General features: G+C 62.4%; 18 protein-coding genes. 1 reads left to right on the top strand and 17 read right to left on the bottom strand.

Translation table 11 applies throughout. From position 1 onward, the window contains the following. Positions 1 to 175 precede the first annotated feature (175 nt). The 16 genes from coaBC to LPW11_RS03555 form a co-directional block, all read right to left on the bottom strand. Entirely contained in the window at positions 176 to 1,372 is a 1,197-nt protein-coding gene (coaBC, locus tag LPW11_RS03480) for a bifunctional phosphopantothenoylcysteine decarboxylase/phosphopantothenate--cysteine ligase CoaBC (protein ID WP_230996741.1), read from the bottom strand. A gap of 102 nt (positions 1,373 to 1,474) precedes the next feature. Further along, positions 1,475 to 2,101, bottom strand: coding sequence for an MBL fold metallo-hydrolase (locus tag LPW11_RS03485; RefSeq protein WP_230996742.1), 627 nt, complete (start codon positions 2,099 to 2,101; stop codon positions 1,475 to 1,477). Positions 2,102 to 2,123: 22 nt separating this feature from the next. Continuing rightward, entirely contained in the window at positions 2,124 to 3,254 is a 1,131-nt protein-coding gene (locus LPW11_RS03490) for a 3'-5' exoribonuclease YhaM family protein (protein ID WP_230996743.1), read from the bottom strand. A gap of 38 nt (positions 3,255 to 3,292) precedes the next feature. Beyond that, positions 3,293 to 4,858, bottom strand: a complete 1,566-nt coding sequence (locus LPW11_RS03495) for an NAD(P)/FAD-dependent oxidoreductase (protein WP_230996744.1) — start codon at positions 4,856 to 4,858, stop codon at positions 3,293 to 3,295. Positions 4,859 to 4,865: 7 nt separating this feature from the next. Beyond that, positions 4,866 to 5,270 carry a response regulator gene (locus LPW11_RS03500; protein WP_230996745.1) on the bottom strand — a complete coding sequence of 135 codons (405 nt, stop codon included), beginning with the start codon at positions 5,268 to 5,270 and terminating at the stop codon, positions 4,866 to 4,868. Between the two features lie 78 nt (positions 5,271 to 5,348). Continuing rightward, positions 5,349 to 6,536: a hybrid sensor histidine kinase/response regulator gene (locus tag LPW11_RS03505; RefSeq protein WP_230996746.1), complete on the bottom strand. Its 1,188-nt coding sequence runs from the start codon at positions 6,534 to 6,536 to the stop codon at positions 5,349 to 5,351. Positions 6,537 to 6,632: 96 nt separating this feature from the next. Continuing rightward, on the bottom strand, positions 6,633 to 7,076 hold the full coding sequence (locus tag LPW11_RS03510) for a universal stress protein (protein ID WP_230996747.1): 444 nt from the start codon (positions 7,074 to 7,076) through the stop codon (positions 6,633 to 6,635). 24 nt (positions 7,077 to 7,100) lie between these two features. Continuing rightward, positions 7,101 to 7,481, bottom strand: a complete 381-nt coding sequence (locus LPW11_RS03515; RefSeq protein WP_230996748.1) for a response regulator — start codon at positions 7,479 to 7,481, stop codon at positions 7,101 to 7,103. 70 nt (positions 7,482 to 7,551) lie between these two features. Beyond that, positions 7,552 to 8,289, bottom strand: coding sequence for a GAF domain-containing protein (locus LPW11_RS03520; protein WP_230996749.1), 738 nt, complete (start codon positions 8,287 to 8,289; stop codon positions 7,552 to 7,554). A 13-nt stretch (positions 8,290 to 8,302) separates the two neighbouring features. Further along, positions 8,303 to 9,133: a helix-turn-helix domain-containing protein gene (locus LPW11_RS03525; protein ID WP_230996750.1), complete on the bottom strand. Its 831-nt coding sequence runs from the start codon at positions 9,131 to 9,133 to the stop codon at positions 8,303 to 8,305. Positions 9,134 to 9,140: 7 nt separating this feature from the next. Then, on the bottom strand, positions 9,141 to 9,902 hold the full coding sequence (locus tag LPW11_RS03530; RefSeq protein WP_442899802.1) for a tetratricopeptide repeat protein: 762 nt from the start codon (positions 9,900 to 9,902) through the stop codon (positions 9,141 to 9,143). Positions 9,903 to 9,962: 60 nt separating this feature from the next. Further along, positions 9,963 to 10,880, bottom strand: a complete 918-nt coding sequence (locus LPW11_RS03535; RefSeq protein WP_230996751.1) for a PfkB family carbohydrate kinase — start codon at positions 10,878 to 10,880, stop codon at positions 9,963 to 9,965. A gap of 80 nt (positions 10,881 to 10,960) precedes the next feature. Then, positions 10,961 to 11,836, bottom strand: coding sequence for an S-methyl-5'-thioadenosine phosphorylase (gene mtnP, locus LPW11_RS03540; RefSeq protein WP_230996752.1), 876 nt, complete (start codon positions 11,834 to 11,836; stop codon positions 10,961 to 10,963). Positions 11,837 to 11,947: 111 nt separating this feature from the next. Then, entirely contained in the window at positions 11,948 to 13,018 is a 1,071-nt protein-coding gene (gene rlmN / locus LPW11_RS03545; RefSeq protein WP_442899814.1) for a 23S rRNA (adenine(2503)-C(2))-methyltransferase RlmN, read from the bottom strand. A gap of 70 nt (positions 13,019 to 13,088) precedes the next feature. After that, entirely contained in the window at positions 13,089 to 13,502 is a 414-nt protein-coding gene (gene ndk / locus LPW11_RS03550) for a nucleoside-diphosphate kinase (RefSeq protein ID WP_230996754.1), read from the bottom strand. A 150-nt stretch (positions 13,503 to 13,652) separates the two neighbouring features. Continuing rightward, positions 13,653 to 13,847, bottom strand: a complete 195-nt coding sequence (locus LPW11_RS03555; protein ID WP_230996755.1) for a hypothetical protein — start codon at positions 13,845 to 13,847, stop codon at positions 13,653 to 13,655. Positions 13,848 to 14,358: 511 nt separating this feature from the next. Here LPW11_RS03555 and amrA point away from each other — a divergent pair. Next, positions 14,359 to 14,907, top strand: a complete 549-nt coding sequence (amrA, locus tag LPW11_RS03560; protein ID WP_230996756.1) for an AmmeMemoRadiSam system protein A — start codon at positions 14,359 to 14,361, stop codon at positions 14,905 to 14,907. A gap of 203 nt (positions 14,908 to 15,110) precedes the next feature. Here amrA and LPW11_RS03565 read toward each other — a convergent pair whose 3' ends face one another. After that, positions 15,111 to 16,433, bottom strand: a complete 1,323-nt coding sequence (locus LPW11_RS03565) for a citrate (Si)-synthase (RefSeq protein ID WP_230996757.1) — start codon at positions 16,431 to 16,433, stop codon at positions 15,111 to 15,113. Positions 16,434 to 16,437: the final 4 nt, after the last annotated feature.

Consider the following 16,437-nt stretch of genomic DNA (forward strand, 5'->3'; position numbering starts at 1 on the left):
GGACGTATGGGCTTGCGTCGTCCTTGGTGGGAACACCATCCTGGGTCCGGAATTGTCCGATAAACCCGATGAACCTTAAAAATCTCGCGGTGCGCCGTCCCGCGGCCTCCACCGAGCTTCCTGCCGGAAACGCTGCGCTTATTCCGGCCTACAGTACAACATTACACATCTAATCCTAGCGGGTGCGGTACAGCGCCTCCACGCGGTCTAGTATCTGGGCCGCGACGGCGTCCTTCGACATGAGGGGGAGATCCTCCACCCTTCCGTCACGATACAGAAACTTCACGATGTTGGTGTCGACGTGGAAACCGGCGCCCTCCGCCGCTACGTCGTTCGCCACCACCAAATCCAGATTCTTCTCCCTGAGCTTCTTCTCCGCATTTTCCAGGAGCGCTTCCGTCTCCGCCGCAAAGCCGACCAGAAGCCTTTCCCCTTTCTGCGAACCGAGCTCCGCGAGTATGTCGGGGTTTTTCTCAAGATCCAGCGTCAGCGTCGCGTCACCCTTTTTCACCTTCTGGTCGAAGCGCTCGCGCGGCCGGTAATCCGCCACTGCTGCTGCCTTGATGATGATGTCGGAGGTAGCCGCGCGCTCCAGCATCGCGTCCCTCATCTCCAGGGCGCTCTCCACCCGCACCACGTTCACGCCGGCAGGCACCTTCAGCGCCGTCGGCCCGGTCACCAGCGTCACCTCCGCGCCGCGCCGAGCCGCCTCCCGGGCTATGGCATACCCCATCTTCCCGGAGGAGTGGTTGGAGAGGTAGCGGACCGGGTCGATCGCTTCCCGGGTAGGGCCGGCAGAGACGACGACCCGCACCTCGGGAAGCGTCTTCTGGGTCAGCGCCGCGAGCGCCTCCTCAAAAATTACCTCCGGATCGGGAAGCTTCCCCTCCCCTTCCCAGCCGCAGGCGAGGAGCCCGGTGGCGGGGTGGACGAAGAGGTAGCCGTGCTTCTTGAGCCGCGCCTCGTTCTCCCGGTAGATCGGGTTCTGGTACATGTTCATGTTCATGGCGGGGGCGATCAGAACCGGCGCCTTCGTTGCCATGACGGCGGTGGTGAGGAGATCGTCGGCCAGTCCGCAGGCGACCTTCCCGACGAAGTTCGCGGTGGCGGGCGCGATGACGAAGAGGTCGGCGCGGTCGGCAAGGGAGATGTGCCCTATTTCCTGCTCCTGGATCAGGCTGAAGAGCTCCGTGTGGACCGGGCGCCCGGAGAGGGTCTGAAAGGTGAGAGGAGCCACGAATTCAGTAGCCGCGCGCGTCATGATGACGTGGACGTTCGCGCCGGCCTTCGTCAGGAGGCGCAGGAGCTCCACCGCCTTGTACACGGCGATCCCCCCGGTGACTCCAAGAATAATCTCTTTTCCCTTTAGCATGGCGTGCCCTTTCAATGGAAAGTCATCAAGAGCGGGAGGTGAGACGGGGCGGAGAGGCTCCTTCTCCCTGTGTGAAAAAGTAGCCTCTCCCATCTTTTCCCTCTACGTCAGGAACGGATTGCCGTGCCGCTCACGCCCGATGGTGGTGGAAGGGCCGTGACCGGGCCAGACGGTGGTGTCGTCCGGGAGGACGAGGAGCTTCTCCCTGATGGAGCGGATCAGCGTCTGGTGGGAGCCGCCGGGGAGGTCGGTTCGCCCGACGGAGTCAGCAAAGAGGGTGTCGCCGGTAATGACGATCCCCTCTTCCTTCAGGTACAGCGAGCAGCCCCCCGGGGTGTGGCCGGGAGTGTGAATCACCTCCACTGTCAGCCCCCCTATCTCTATCTTCATCCCGTCGGTGAGATAGCTCGTCGGGTGCGGAGAGTCCTGCACCGAAAGGCCGTACTGCGTCGCCCACTGGCTCGCCCTCGTCAGCATCGGGAAGTCCCCCTCGTGGATCAGGAGCTCCGCGCCGGTCTTCTCCTTCACCTCGGCGTTGGCGCCGATGTGGTCGAAGTGGCCGTGGGTGTTGATGATGTACTTCACCGTGAGCCCGAGCCGCTCCACCGCTGCGAGGATGTCGGAGGCATCGCCGCCGGGATCTACGATCGCCCCGACCTTGGTCTTTTCATCTCCGAGGATGACGCAATTCACCCCCAGGGGGTCCACCACCACGATTTCCATGATCATCACGTCGCTCCTGCTGGTTTCTCTAGAAGAGGTCCAGGTTCTCCCCCTTCAGCGCTTCGAAGGGGTTGTTGGTGAAGGCCTTCCGCTCCCGCTCTTTCGGCTGAATGGCAGGCTTCTCCCGCCGTGCCGGCTCCTCGACACTCTCCACCAGCGGGACCGGCTCGGCGCGGTACTCCTGCACGAGTTCCTCCTCGACTACGCCAAGCCCGTTCTCCTTGAAGAAGTAGCGGTCGTACAGTCGGTGGTAGGAGGTCCAGCGCGCCGGGTTCTCCGGCTCCTTCTTCATGTGGGTCCTGATCCCGTTTATCTTCGAGTCGAGGTCGTCCAGGTAGTTCAGCACGGTCGCCTCGATCGTCTTCGGGCGCTTCGGGGAGCCGTACTCGTACTGGCCGTGGTGCGAGAGGATCATGTGCTTCAGGAGCATGCCGAGCTCCAGCGGGAAGCCGGGGATGCCGATGATCTTCTCCTGCAGCATCTCCACACCGATGGTGATGTGGCCGATAAGCTTCCCCTCGTCGCTGTAGTCGAAACAGCGCAGGTAGGTCATCTCGCGCACCTTGCCGATGTCGTGCAGGAGCGCCCCAGCGACCAGGAGGTCGCGGTTCAGTCCCGCGTAGAGGGGAACGATGACATCCACCAGTCGCGCGACCGCCAGGGAGTGCTCCAGAAGGCCGCCGAGGTAGACGTGGTGCATCCCCTTCGCCGCCGGGGCGACGCGGTAGCACGCCATGAGTTCCGGATCGTCGAAGAACCGGCGCAGGAGAAGCTGCAGATGCGGGTCCTTCATGGAGGCGATGAGAGCCTGCAGCTCTCCCACCATGACCTGTATGTCGCGCTCCGTCTCCGGGAGGAACTCGGAGAGCTCCACCTCCTCTTCCGGGACCTTTTTCAGGTCGGAGACGATGAGCTGCATCTTGCCGAGGTAGACGGAGGCCTTCGCGCAGATTTTCAGGAAGTCGTTCCTGTCGAAGAGGGCGCCGATCTCGTCGGCGTTGTCCCACACCTTCGCGTCGACCTCGCCGGTCTTGTCCATCAGCTTGAGCGTCAGGTACGGTTTGCCGTTTTTGGCCATGGCGAGGATCTTTTCCTTTACCAGGAAGACCCCCTGTACCAGGTCACGATCCTTTATGTCAGCAACGCAAATCTTTTTCACCTTTGGCTCCTTGAAATGTGGCTTCCCTTGTTGATTCTTCAGCCGCGCAGCGCTGCGGCTATGGCGTCGGCGACGCGGATCCCGTCGAGGGCGGCGCTCATGATCCCCCCGGCGTACCCCGCCCCCTCGCCGGTGGGATAGAGCCCCCGGTGGCTGACGGATTGCAGGTCGTCGCCGCGCACGATGCGAAGCGGCGCCGAGGTTCTTGTCTCCACTCCGGTGAGGGTCGCATCCGCGCAGATGAAACCGCGCATCTTCCCGTCGAAGTAGCGTATCCCCTCTCTCAGCGTCTCGCTCACCGCTGGCGGCAGAAGCGCGGAGAGGTCGCTCTCGGTGACCCCGGGGCGGTAGCTGGAGGAGAGGGAGCCTTTCCCTTCTCCTATGAAGGCGAGGAGGCTCTGGGCAGGGGCGCGGTACCCGCCGCCACCGGCGCGGAAGGCCTCGCGCTCCAGGAGGCGCTGGAACTCCACCCCGGCAAGGGGGGAGTCGCCGCCGAAATCGCGCGGGCCGACACTCGCCACGAGGGCGCTGTTGGCGTTCGGCGCATTCCTCAGGTACTTGCTCATCCCGTTCGTCACCACCCCACCCTCTTCCGAGCTGGAGGCGACGACCACACCTCCCGGGCACATGCAGAAGGAGTAGGCCGAGCGGCCGGTCGGGCTGTTGTAGGCAAGGGCGTACTCCGCCGCCGGGAGGGCCGGGTGGTGGTTCCTGCCGTACTGGATGGCGTTTATGAGCTCCTGCGGGTGCTCCACCCGCACCCCCACCGCGAACGGCTTCTGCTCCATCTGCACCCCCTCGCGGGAGAGCATGGCGTAGGTATCGCGTGCGCTGTGCCCCGGCGCGAGGACGAGGGCGCCGCACGCCTCCTCGGTCGAATCGTTCAGCACGACCCCGCTGATCCCCCCGCCGGAGGTCTGGATCGCGGTCATGGTGGAGTTAAAGGAGATCCGGAACCCCTTCGCGATGAGATGCTCACGGATCCCGCTCACCACGGCGGCGAGGCGGTCGGTCCCCACGTGCGGCTTCGCCGCGTAGAGGATCTCGGCGGGAGCGCCGAAGCGCACCAGCTTCTCCAGCACGTAGGCGCAGTTCGGGTCCTTGACGCGGGTGGTGAGTTTCCCGTCGGAAAAGGCTCCCGCCCCACCCTCGCCGAACTGGACGTTACTTTGCGGATTGAGCTCCCCCGTGGACCAGAAGCGCGCCACGTGGCGGGTGCGCTCCTCCACCGGCGCGCCGCGCTCCACGATCCGCGCGGTGAGGCCGTACTCGGCAAGGCGCAGCGCGGCAAAAAGGCCGGCGGGTCCCATCCCTACGATGACCGCACCGCTGTCTCGATCGATGCGCGGGAAGAGGGGGGGCTCCGGCACCTCCGTTTCGGAGAGGTCATCGATGCGCCGCATCCGCGTCCCGGAGGGGAGTGAGAACTCCAGCGTGTAGACGAGCTTCACCCGACCCTTCTTCCGGGCATCCACTCCTTTGCGGACGATCCTGAAGGAGGATATCTGGGTGTGGGACACGCCGATCTTGCCGGCGACGAGCCGCGGCAGACTACCTTCGTCGGTACCCGGTTCGACAGTCAGATTACGCAACAGAAAGGGCATGATGTACTCAGGCGGCGCTGCGCCGCGCCCGGTTCCGTTCCAAGAGTTGTTCCACGATGATGACGATGTCCAGTGGGGGGGTCGACTTCGGGATGTGCACCCGCGCCCCCATCTCGGGGGTCAGGTGTTCGTGGGGTGCTCCCTGGAACATGGAGGTAAGGAGGATGATGACGGGCTCGCCGTCCTGCGCCAGCCGCGCGATCTCGATGCAGGTGCTCACCCCTCCCATGCGCGGCATGATGAGATCGGAGATCACCACATCGGGGCGCTGCTCGACGAAGCGCTGCACCCCTTCGATCCCGTCCTCGGCAGTGACGATTTCGAAACCGGCACTGAGGAAGGCGTCGCTCAGGATCTTCAGGAAAAAGCTGTCGTCGTCGACAAGGAGGATTTTCCCCCTGGCAGCACTCATTTCCACCTCATGGTCTGATGGGATGCGTCATCATACAAAAAGAGGGCGCAAAAGGAAAGTGGAAAGGTGTACGCCGACTCACGCGGGGGCGAGCGGCAGGCGCACCGAGAAGGTCGTCCCGGAGGCGTCGCTCTTCTCCACCGCGATCTTGCCGCGGTAGGTCTTCACGATGCGCAGCACCACGGAGAGACCGAGCCCCGTGCCGCGGCTGTTGGTGGTGAAGAAGGGGTCGAAGATGTTCGGGATGTTCTCCGGCGCGATCCCCGGGCCGGTGTCGGAGACGCGCAGGTTGATGTACTCGTCGTCCTGGTCGAGCTGCACCCCGAGGGTCCCCTCCTCGTTCATGACGTGGATGGAGTTCAAAAAGAGGTTGGTGAAGATCTGCTCGATCTCCATCGGATCCGCCTTGATGGCGGGGGGAATAGACTTGTAGTCGCGCACCACCCGGATCTTCTTCTGCTTCAGCTGCGGGGTGAACGCCTCCAGGGTGTTCTCCAGGATGCGGTCGACGCGCACGTCGGTGATCTCGAAGCGGGGGCGTTTCGACGCGTCGAGGAGCTTGGAGAGGATGGCGTCGATGCGGTCGACCTCCTTCAGTATCTTCTCCACGTAGTCCTGACGCTCCGGCTCGTCCAGCCCGCCGCGGATGAGCTGCACGAAGAGCGCTATGGAGTTCAGCGGGTTGCGGATCTCGTGCGCCATCCCGGCGGAAAGGTAGCCGAGCGTCGCGAGCTTCTCCGACTGCACGATCTCCGCCTGCGCGCGCGAGAGTGCCAGGCTCTTTTCCTCCACCCGCGCCTCGAGCTCGCGGTTCCACTCCGCGATCTCGGCCAGAAGGCGCTCCCGCTCGCTCAGAAGTGCCAGGTTCTGGAGCTCCACCGCGCGCAGCTTCAGCACGCTCTCGATGCGCTCCACCATGTCCTGGTTGTTGAACGGCTTCAGGATGTAGTCGGAGGCGCCCGCCTTCATGAGCTCGACGGCGATCTCCTCGCTCCCCTTCCCGGTGAACATGATCACGTAGGTGTCCGGGAAGCGCCGCCTGATCTCCTTCAAGGCGGTGAGACCGTCGACGTTCGGCATCATGTAGTCCAGAAGCACCAGTTCCGGCTTCTGTTCCTCGATGATGACGAAGGCCTCCTTCGCGCTCAGTGCGGTGAAGACCTCGTAGCCACGGTTCTTGAGGATTATCGCTGTCAGATCGAGAATGACCTTCTCGTCGTCGACGATCAGGACCCGTCCGCGCGGCTGATGCTCTGCATTACTCATGAAAATCACTCTCTATCTGTGGAATCTGACGACGACGTAAAAAGGGGGCAGCGTGCGCTGCCCCCGGGGCGCCTGGGCCTCTCTCTATACGGGATTTTAAGGGTGCCGTACGGTCATCACCGGGCAGAGCGCCTTGCGCACCACGCGCTCGGCGGTGCTGCCGAAAAGGAGATGATCGAGCCCGGTTCTTCCCTGCGTACCCACGACGATCATGGAGACGTTGTCGTCCTGCGACTTCTTCAGGATCTCCTCGTACGGAATGCCGGTGACGATGAGGGTCTCGAAGTTGTCGAAGTTCACGATGTGGGTGGAGCAGAAGCGGGCCATCATCTTCTCGGCGCCGAGCTCGATCTCCTTCTCCAGGTTCTCGAAGGAGATGTGCGGCACGTAGAAGCCGCGCAGGTCGACCGGCTCATTGATGACGTGCAGGATGATGAGGCGCGAGTTGAACTGCCGCGCCAGGGAGAGCGCGTACTGGAAGGCGTGTTCCGAGCTTTCGGAGAAATCGGTGGCGAAGAGAATCCTTTCGAACATGACCATGAAGCCCCCCTTCACAACATCATATCAGTGACTCGTCTCCTTGAAGATCTTCTTGAGGATCGACTTCAGCTCGTCGATCTTTACCGGCTTGTTGATGTACTCGAAGGCCCCGAGGTTCATCGCCTCGATGTACGACTCCACGCCGCCGTAGGCGGTGATCATGATGACGTTGCTCTTCGGGTAGCTCCGGTTCAGCTCCTTGAGGAAGGTGATGCCGTTCATCTCGGGCATGTTGATGTCGGTGACGATGAGGTTCACCTCCTGCTCGCGCAGGTAGTTCAGCGCCTCGAAGCCGTTGGCGACGCTGTCGACCTGGAACCCCTCCTTGGAAAGGAGGCGCGACAGCCCGATGCGCGCGTTCTCCTCATCATCCACCACCAGTATCCTCTTCGGCTGTTTTGCCAATCTCGACTCCTGCTTCCAGTTGTAACCTGCGGTCAATAACTCGGTCATTCTAGCATGGGGGTATCTGCTGTCAAGCCACGCCCTTTTCCGCCGCGGCGACCCTCTTCCTGAGCTTCACGGCGGAGAGGATCAGGTTCGCGATGATGGAGACGAAGTACATCTCGTCCTGCGAAAAGGTCTTCATGGCGGTGCTGTTTACGTTGATCACCCCGAAGAGTTCCTGCTTGTCGGTGACCGGATAGGAGAGCATCGCGTTGTAGCGCTCCTCCTGCAGCTCCGGGAAGTTCTTGTAGCGGGCGTCCTGCGAGGCGCGGTTCAGTGCTATGTGCTCCCGCTGCTTCGCCACCATCCCGGTGATCCCCTCCCCTACCCTGATCCTGATCTTTCCGACGAAGGCGGGATCATAGCCGTGCGTGGCGGCAAGTACCAGCTCATCGGAGCCGTCCTCCATGAGGTAGATGGAGCAGACACTCACCCTGAGCTGCTGCGCGATCTTTTGCGCCACGAGCTGCAGCACCTCGGGGAGGTCGTAGTCGGAGGAGACGAGCATGCTGATCTCCTCCAGCGAGATGATCTCCATGTGCTCCCGGTTCGCCTTCTGCATGGTGAGGACCGTCTTCCCCTTTTCGCTCTCAAGGAACGGGGTGTAGCTCCCGCGGTGGTAGAAGGGGTTCACCGTCTTCACCCGCTCCGTGACGCTGCGAAAATCGGAGAAGCCGCAGGTGCAGCTCATCTTCACCCGGTAGGCGTCCACCCTCTCGCTCCTCATCACCTTCCCGCACTTCCTGCAGCGCGCAGCCAGTCGCATGAGTTGCCTCCCGTTATTGCTGTCCTTCCCCCTTGAGCTCCACGTGCACCTGCCTACCCGGCTCGCCGAGGGGCTTCAGCGGCCTGCCGTTGAACTCCGCCTCCACAGCGCCTCCGTCCCCGAGATCGAGGGAGAACTGCCGCTCCCCCTTCCACTCCACGATGTCTCCCGCCTTCAGGTCGTAGCGCTGCGTGATGCTGTCGTCGATGGTGATGGTGAGCCAGCTGTCGCGGTTGAAGCGAAGCCTCAGCATGACCCCCTTCACCGGGGGGGCCGCCCCCTGGCCGCTGTCGCCACCCGCCGTCGCGGGGAGCGGGCCCGGCGGCGCCTGCTGCGCCGAGGAGACCGGCTGGAGAACGGGCTGCGGGGGGGGAGCCGCGGCGGGCGCCGGGGGCGGTGGGGGAGCCGGCTGCTGCGGGGGAGCCGGCCGCTCCATCCGCTCCTGTCCTTCGGTCAGGAATATGGCGGCGAGAATGACGAGGCACAGAAGAAGCGCAGGGACCGCCCACCTGCCGTGCCCGCCGAAGCGGACCCGCTCCACGACCTGGAGGTGCGGGTGGTCCGCCTCCTCGGGGTGCGCTTCCGCCGGTGGGAGGGTCGCCTCGTAGCGCGCCACCACCTCGTCGCCGGAAAGGCCGAGAAACCCCGCGTATAGCCTTAAGAAGCCCTTTATGTACGCCGGGTTCGGGAGCTTTTCGAAGCGCCCCTCCTCGATGGCGGTGAGGTAGGTCCTGCTTATCTTGGTGGTGCGGGTCGCCTCCTCCAGCGTCACGCCGCGCGCCTCGCGCGTGCTGCGCAGGAGCTCCCCTACCCCCCCTCCATTTCCTGCTTCTGCCTCAGGCACGCTCCCCTCACTTCAGCAGGTCCAGGTATTCCCTGGAGAGCTGTCCGATCTCGGAATCAGGTGCTATGCGGATCACTTCCCTGAAGGCGCTCCTGGCAGCGCCGGTGTCCTTCATCTTCACCTGCGCCAGAGCCAGATAATAATATGCGTTGGCGTAGGAGCGGTTCAGCTCCAGGGCCTTTTTGTACTCCGCTATCGCCGCCTCGGTGCGGTCCATGGCGAAGTAGACGCGCCCGAGCTGCAGCCGCGCCCTCGCGTCCGCCGGGTTCCTGGCGATCACCCCCCTGAGGATCGGGAGCGCCTGCTGGTACTCGCCGCTCCCGAGGTAGGCGAGCCCCAGGTTTATGCTGGCATTGTCGGTGTCGCGGTAGAAGATGTCCTCGAGCACGAGCTTGAACTGCGCCGCCGCGTCGTTCCACCGCTTCATCTCCAGGTAGTTCACCCCGAGGTTGTTGCGCGCCTCCGAGTAGGCCGGACGCTTCTCGATCGCCTTCAGGTACTTCTCCTCGGCAAGCTCGTAGCGACCCTTCCGGAAGTAGGTGAGACCTAGGAGATTCAGGAGCTCCGGGTCCTTTGGTGTTATCTTCTCCGCCTCGGAAAGCTCCACCAGCGCGCCGGTGATGTTGTTCTCGGCAAGGTAGGACTGACCCATCTGAAGGTGGTAGGCAGCCTTGTTTTTGGCGGCCTCGTTGAGGGCGCAGCCGCCGAGCGCCAGCGGTGCTGCAACAATGAAAATGCAGAGAAAACGGGTCGGGAAAACGCCTATCATGCCGGAACCTCTACTGGGGATAATTAACAGATGAACTTTAGGTTGTCAATGAACCTGCCCTTACAGCCCCCCCACCTCTTCGAAGTGGGTCATGCGCTTGAAGTCGCGGTAGCGCGCCTCGATGTCGGGGTAGGTGAGAGTCCTCAGACGGTCGAGACTGAAGGCTTCCACGTTGAAGGAGGCCATGACGCTCCCGAAGATGATCGCCTGGCGGATCGCCTCCTCCGAGGTGTCCCCGATGTTGGCGAGGTACCCCATGAAGCCCCCGGCGAAGGTGTCCCCGGCGCCGGTGGGGTCGAAGACCTCCTCCAGCGGGTAGGCGGGTGCCGCAAAGAGGGAGCTGCCGTTGAACATGAGGACGCCGTACTCGCCGCGCTTCACCACCAGGTTCTTCACCCCCATGGCGAGGATGGCGCGCGCCGCCCGCACCAGGTTTACCTCCCCCGAGAGCTGGCGCGCCTCCGACTCATTGATGATGAAGATGTCGACGCGGCTGATGACCTCTTTCAACGCCTCCGGTTTGGAGGAGATCCAGAAGTTCATGGTGTCGCAGGCGACGAGCTTTGGCCTTTTTACCTGCTTCAGCACCTCGAGCTGCAACTCGGGGTCGATATTGGCGAGGATGAGGTACTCCGCGTCGGCGTACTGGGGGGGGATCCGGGGCTTGAAGTGCTGGAAGACGTTCAGGTGCGTCTCCAGGGTCTGCGCCTCGTTCAAGTCGTAGCCGTAGTACCCCTTCCAGTGGAAGGTCTCCCCGGGGACGCGGGAGAGGCCGGTGAGGTCGATGTCGCGGGAGCGCAGGAAATCGACGTGCTCCTGCGGGAAGTCCTCCCCTACCACCGCCACCAGGTTCACGTCGGTGAAAAAGCTCGCGGAGGTGGCGAAGTAGGTGGCGGAGCCGCCAAGGACCCGCTCCCTCTTCCCGAACGGGGTCTCCACCGAATCAAGGGCCACCGAACCGACAACGAGTATGCTCATAACGCCTCCAGGATCAGATGTAGTCGGCGCCCCGGAGCCGTCGGGGGACAGGCGAGAGGGGCGCCGCAGTAGGTGCAGCCTCAGAGATATTTGCCGATGATAAGGTCGAGCGCCTCGCGCGTCTCCACCGGGATGACGGAGCTGTCGCCCCGGACCTCGCTGATGATGGCGTACTGCAGCGCGGAGGCGCAGGGGCACCTCCGCTCCCCGCCGATCCGGTGCACCGCGGCACGAATGATGGACTTCGCCGTCGCCACATTGGACTTGATGATGGCGACGACCGCCTCCACGGAGACGTCTTCGTGGCTGTCGTGCCAGCAGTCGTAGTCGGTGGAGAGGGCGATGACGCCGTAGCAGAGCTCCGCCTCGCGGGCGAGCTTTGCCTCGGTGAGGTTGGTCATCCCGATGATGGAGGCGCCGAAGGAGCGGTACATGTGGCTTTCGGCTCGAGTGGAGAAGGCGGGGCCTTCCATGCAGAGGTAGGTGCCGCCGCGGTGCACGGTGGCGCCGACTTCGGTGGCGGCGGCATAGAGATCCGCGGAGAGGTCGGCGCAGACCGGATCGGCGAAGGCGACGTGGGCGACGACCCCGCCGCCGAAGAAGGTGTCCCTGCGGATACCTTTCGTGCGGTCGATGAACTGGTCGGGGATGACGATGTGGCCGGGGACGATCTCCTCGCGGAGGCTCCCCACGGCGGAGACGGAGATGATGCGGGTGACGCCGAGCTTCTTCATGCCGTAGATGTTGGCGCGGTAGTTCACCTCGCTCGGCATGAAGCGGTGCCCCTTGCCGTGACGCGGCAGGAAGACCACCGGGATGCCGTCGAGCTTTCCGGTGATGAAATCGTCAGAGGGCCTGCCGAAAGGGGTGTCCACCGTGACGTGGGCGATGTCAGTCATCCCCTCCATCTCGTACAGCCCGCTGCCGCCGATAACGCCGATCACTTCTTCCGCCATAATCCCTCCTGTATTGCATAGTAAATAAATATAGTAGCTTTTCTGCCCTGCGCGATGAAGTGGTGATCCCTGCTGCGTCCGCTCGAACTCCGAGCCCGCAGGAGATGAATCCTAGGCCGCCGCCTCGGCGCTCTCCGCCGCTGCCGCCGCTCTCCGCCCGCGCTCCTCGTCGAGCTTCCCCTTCAGCTGCCCGCAGGCGGCAGAGATGTCGCCGCCGCGGCTGGAGCGGGTGATGACCGTCACGTGCTTGTCGAGGAGGTACTTGTGGAAGCGGTCTATCGTCTCCTGGGTCGGGGTGCGGAAATCGCAGCTGCCGTGCTCGTTGAAGGGAATCAGGTTCACCTTCGAGGGGAAGTTGGAGATGTGGCGCACCAGGCGCTTCGCGTCCTCCAGCGAGTCGTTCAGGTCGCGGATCATGACGTACTCCACCGTGATCCAGCGCCTCGACGGGAGCGGAAACTCCTTGCAAGCCGCGAGGAGCTCCTTCAGCGGATAGCGCCGGTTCACCGGCATGATCCGGTCTCGCACCTCGTCCGTCGTGGCGTTCAGGGAGACCGCGAGGTTCACCACCACCGACCTGCCGAGCTCCGCCATCTCCGGGACGAGCCCGGAGGTAGAGACGGTGACCTTGCGGTTGGAAAACTGGAAGCCGTCCGGATCGGTGAGGATCTGCACCGCGGGGACGACTGCGGAGAGGTTCGCCAGCGGCTCACCCATCCCCATGAAGACGATATTGCGCACCGGGTGATCCCTCTTCACCGCGCAGACCTGGTTCACGATCTCAGCCGTGGTGAGGTCCCGGATGATCCCGAAGGTCCCGGTGAGGCAAAAGGCGCACCCCATGGCGCACCCCACCTGGCTGGAGATGCACAGGGTGTTGCGACCTTCGTCCGGGATGAGGACCGCCTCCACCGCGTTTCCGTCGGCCAGGCGAAAGAGGTACTTGCTGGTGCCGTCCGCGGAGGACTCCACCACCTCCGGCACGAGGTTCGAGATGGTGGCCGTCTCCGCGAGGGAGTTCCTGAACTCCTTGGAGATGTTCGTCATCTCCGCAAAGGAGAGGGCGTCCAGCTGGTAGAGCCACTTGAAGATCTGCTTGGCCCGGAAGCGCTCCTTGCCGACTCCGGCAATGTACTTTTCCAGCCCCTGCAGCGTGAAATTCTTGAGATCGACTTTTTCCATGCCCGTTAGCATATAAAAAAGCCCTTCTAAAGCGAAGGGCTTTTTTTACCTCATCTGTTGTGAATCTATATTACACCAGTTCCAGCGCGCTGAAGAAGTAGGGGATCTCGTAGGCAGCGGACTCCGGGGAGTCGGAGCCGTGCACCGTGTTCTCCTCGATGCTCACGCCGAGCTCTTTCCTGATCGTCCCCGCGTCGGCGTTCGCCGGGTTGGTGGCGCCCATGAGGCCGCGCCATGCCAGGATCGCGTTCTCCTTCTCCAGCACCATGACGATGACCGGGTTGCGTACCATGAAGGTGCACAGGTCGTTGAAGAAGGGGCGCTCCTTGTGCACGTAGTAGAAACCTTCCGCCTGTGCCCTGGTGAGGCGGATCTTCTTCATCCCCACGATGCCGAAGCCGGCGTTCTCTATCATCTCGATCACCTTACCGGTGACGTTTCTCTCAACTGCGTCAGGCTTTATGATTGCGAATGTTCTTTCCATTTCTTCCTCCAGGACTTTATTTAGAATGACCGCCATACATAGCACCGCGCCGCGGCGCTTGTCAAGGCGATTGGGGAGCGGCGGACATGAAAAAAGCCCACAGCAGGTAGCCGTGGGCTTTTTCGTGAAACAGGTGCACCCGTTTCCGAATTACTTGTGCTCAGCCGGAGCAGCCGGAGCAGCCGGAGCCTTAGCGGAGGACATCGGAGCCTGGGCCGGAGCAGCCGGAGCAGCCGGAGCAGCCTGCTCAGCAGCAGGAGCCGGAGCCTCTTCCTTCTTCTTGCAGCCAGCAGCAAAGGCGAGAGCCAGAGTGAGGCAAAGTGCGAGAGAGATCAGTTTTTTCATTGACGATATCACCTCTTTTCTTTTGAGATTTACCATTACTGCGCGAAGCGCATGGTTTTTACTGGCAACACAAAGGGCGAATATACTAGCATTCGGGTAAATGTCAATACTTTTTAAACGGGGAAAAGATTTCTTTCTCTTAGAATAAACTTCCCGTTCGACTCCGAAAAAGAGGCAAGTAGCCGATCCTTCGAAAGAAAGTCATGACACCCCAAAGCGGCACCAGTCGCAGAGCCACGTCCAGAGCGGCGCTGCGGAGACGGATTTCCCTCCCCCTCTCGTCCTAGCATAACAAGTCACTAATGGAGTGCAACGTCCCGACAAACAATGATTTCGTATGCTTCATGGAGCGTGACTCATGGCGTTGCAGAGTCGCGGCGTTCTCTATTGCCGTTACTTCCTCAGCGTTCTCAATTACTTCTTATGAAAAGCCGGGACAAAGGTTAACTCTTGTAAACCGGATACAAATAGATTATTTTTATTAGCACTTCTGCGACCAAGGGGGGAGGCTGTGAACGAGATGCTGAACACCGAAGAGAAGAGACTACTTCTGGAACTGGCCAGAGAGGCAATAACCAGCTATGTCAGAACCGGTGAGGTTCCCGTGCGAGAGGTGACGGCACACCCCCTCACCGAATGCGCCGGCTGCTTCGTGACCATAAAGAAGGAAGGGGCGCTGCGCGGCTGTATCGGCAACTTCACCAGCGACAAGCCGCTGTACAAGCTGGTCCAGGAGATGGCGGTCTCGGCAGCCACCAGGGACCCGCGCTTTTACCCCATGAAGGAAGAGGACCTCATCTCGTTCGACCTGGAGATTTCCGTCCTCTCCCCCCTCACGAAGGTCGCCTCGGTGGAAGAGGTACAGGTAGGGGTACATGGCTTGTACCTGGAAAAGAACTTCTCGCGCGGCGTCCTCCTCCCCCAGGTCGCCACAGACCACGGCTGGGACCGCGAAACGTTCCTCAGCCAGACCGCGCTGAAAGCGGGGCTGAAGAAGGACGACTGGAAGGAAGGGAGCGACGTCTACGTCTTCACCGCAAAAGTGTTCGGGGAAAAGTGACGATTATTTCGGGAGTGTGATTTTGAGGAAGGGGGTGCCGCCGCACCCCCTTTTTTTGTAGCCTTAATGTAGGCCGGAATAAGCGAAGCGTTTCCGGCACCTCAGAGGGAGCATCTACAACTGGCGCCTCCCGCGGGAAACGCAGCCACGAAAAAAGGGGAGCCCCAAGAGCTCCCCTTCCCGTCTTCCTCTATTCAATACCTCTAGAACTTGCGGCCACCCTCCGCCGCCCACTGCTCCAGCATGTCCGTGGTGACCGACTTCGGCCTCTCCAGCGGGTAGCCAAGCGCCCTGTCCCAGATGATGTTGGCGCAGCACCCGAGCGAGCGGCCGACACCGAAGAGGACCGTGTAGAAATCCCACTCCTTCACGCCGTAGTGCCACTGGATGACGCCGGACTGGGCATCGACGTTCGGCCACGGGTTCCTTGTCTTGCCGTGCTCGGTGAGGACACCGGGCGCTACCTCGTAGATCATCGACACGAGCTTGAAGAGCGGATCCTCCGGGAGGTGCTTCAGGGAGAAATCGCGCTGGGCCGTGTAGCGCGGGTCGGTGCGGCGCAGGACGGCGTGGCCGTATCCCGGTATGACCTGCCCTGCGTTCAGCGTATCCCACAGCGCCTTCGTCACGTTCTCCTTCGTCGGCTCCACCCCTTCCCCAAGCTGCCTCTGGAAGCGCAGGATCCAGCCGAGCACCTCCTGGTTCGCCAGACCGTGCAGCGGCCCGGCGAGGCCGTTCAAGCCCGCGGAGTAGGCATAGAAGATATCGGAGAGTGCCGAGGCGACGAGGTGCGTCGCATGGGCGGAGACGTTCCCCGATTCGTGGTCGGAGTGGATGATGAAGTACATGCGGGACACGTCGTCGTACGGCTTCCCCACCCCCATCATGTGCGCGAAGTTCCCACCGAGGTCGAGCTCCGGGTTCGGGGTGATGATGTCCGCATTCTTATAGTTATAGCGGTAGATGAAGGCGGCGATCTCCGGCAGGCGGGCCACCAGGTCACAGCAGTCCTCGTACATCGGCCCCCAGGCGTCCATCTTGTTGAACTTCCCGGAGTTGTAGAAGCGCGAGAACTTCGAGTCCCGCTGCATGGAGAGAACGGCGGAAGAGAGCATCACCATCGGGTGGGTGCCCCGCGGCAGCGAGCGGATCACGTCGTACACGTAGTACGGGACGTTGGCGCGCCCCTTGAAGTCATAGAGGACCTCCTCCACGTCCGACTCGGTCGGCATGTCGCCGGTGAGGAGGAAATACCAGAACGCCTCCACGGTCGGGTACTCCGAGCCCGGCGCCTTCGGAAGGTCCGCAAAGGTTTCCGAAATCGTCTTGCCGCGGAAGCGGATCCCCTCCTGCGGGTCAAGGGAGGAGATATCGGTGAGCAGGCACCTGACATCCCTCGCCCCGCCGACGCACTGGCCGATGTCCACCTTGTCGATGACGACGTTGCCGCTTTCCTTAACGAGCTTGGCGAGGCGGGGGCGATGGGCCTGGATCTTCTCCAACAATCTCTCTTTCAATCTTGCCATACAA

It is taken from the genome of Geomonas sp. RF6 (assembly GCF_021044625.1).
GTDB lineage: Bacteria > Desulfobacterota > Desulfuromonadia > Geobacterales > Geobacteraceae > RF6.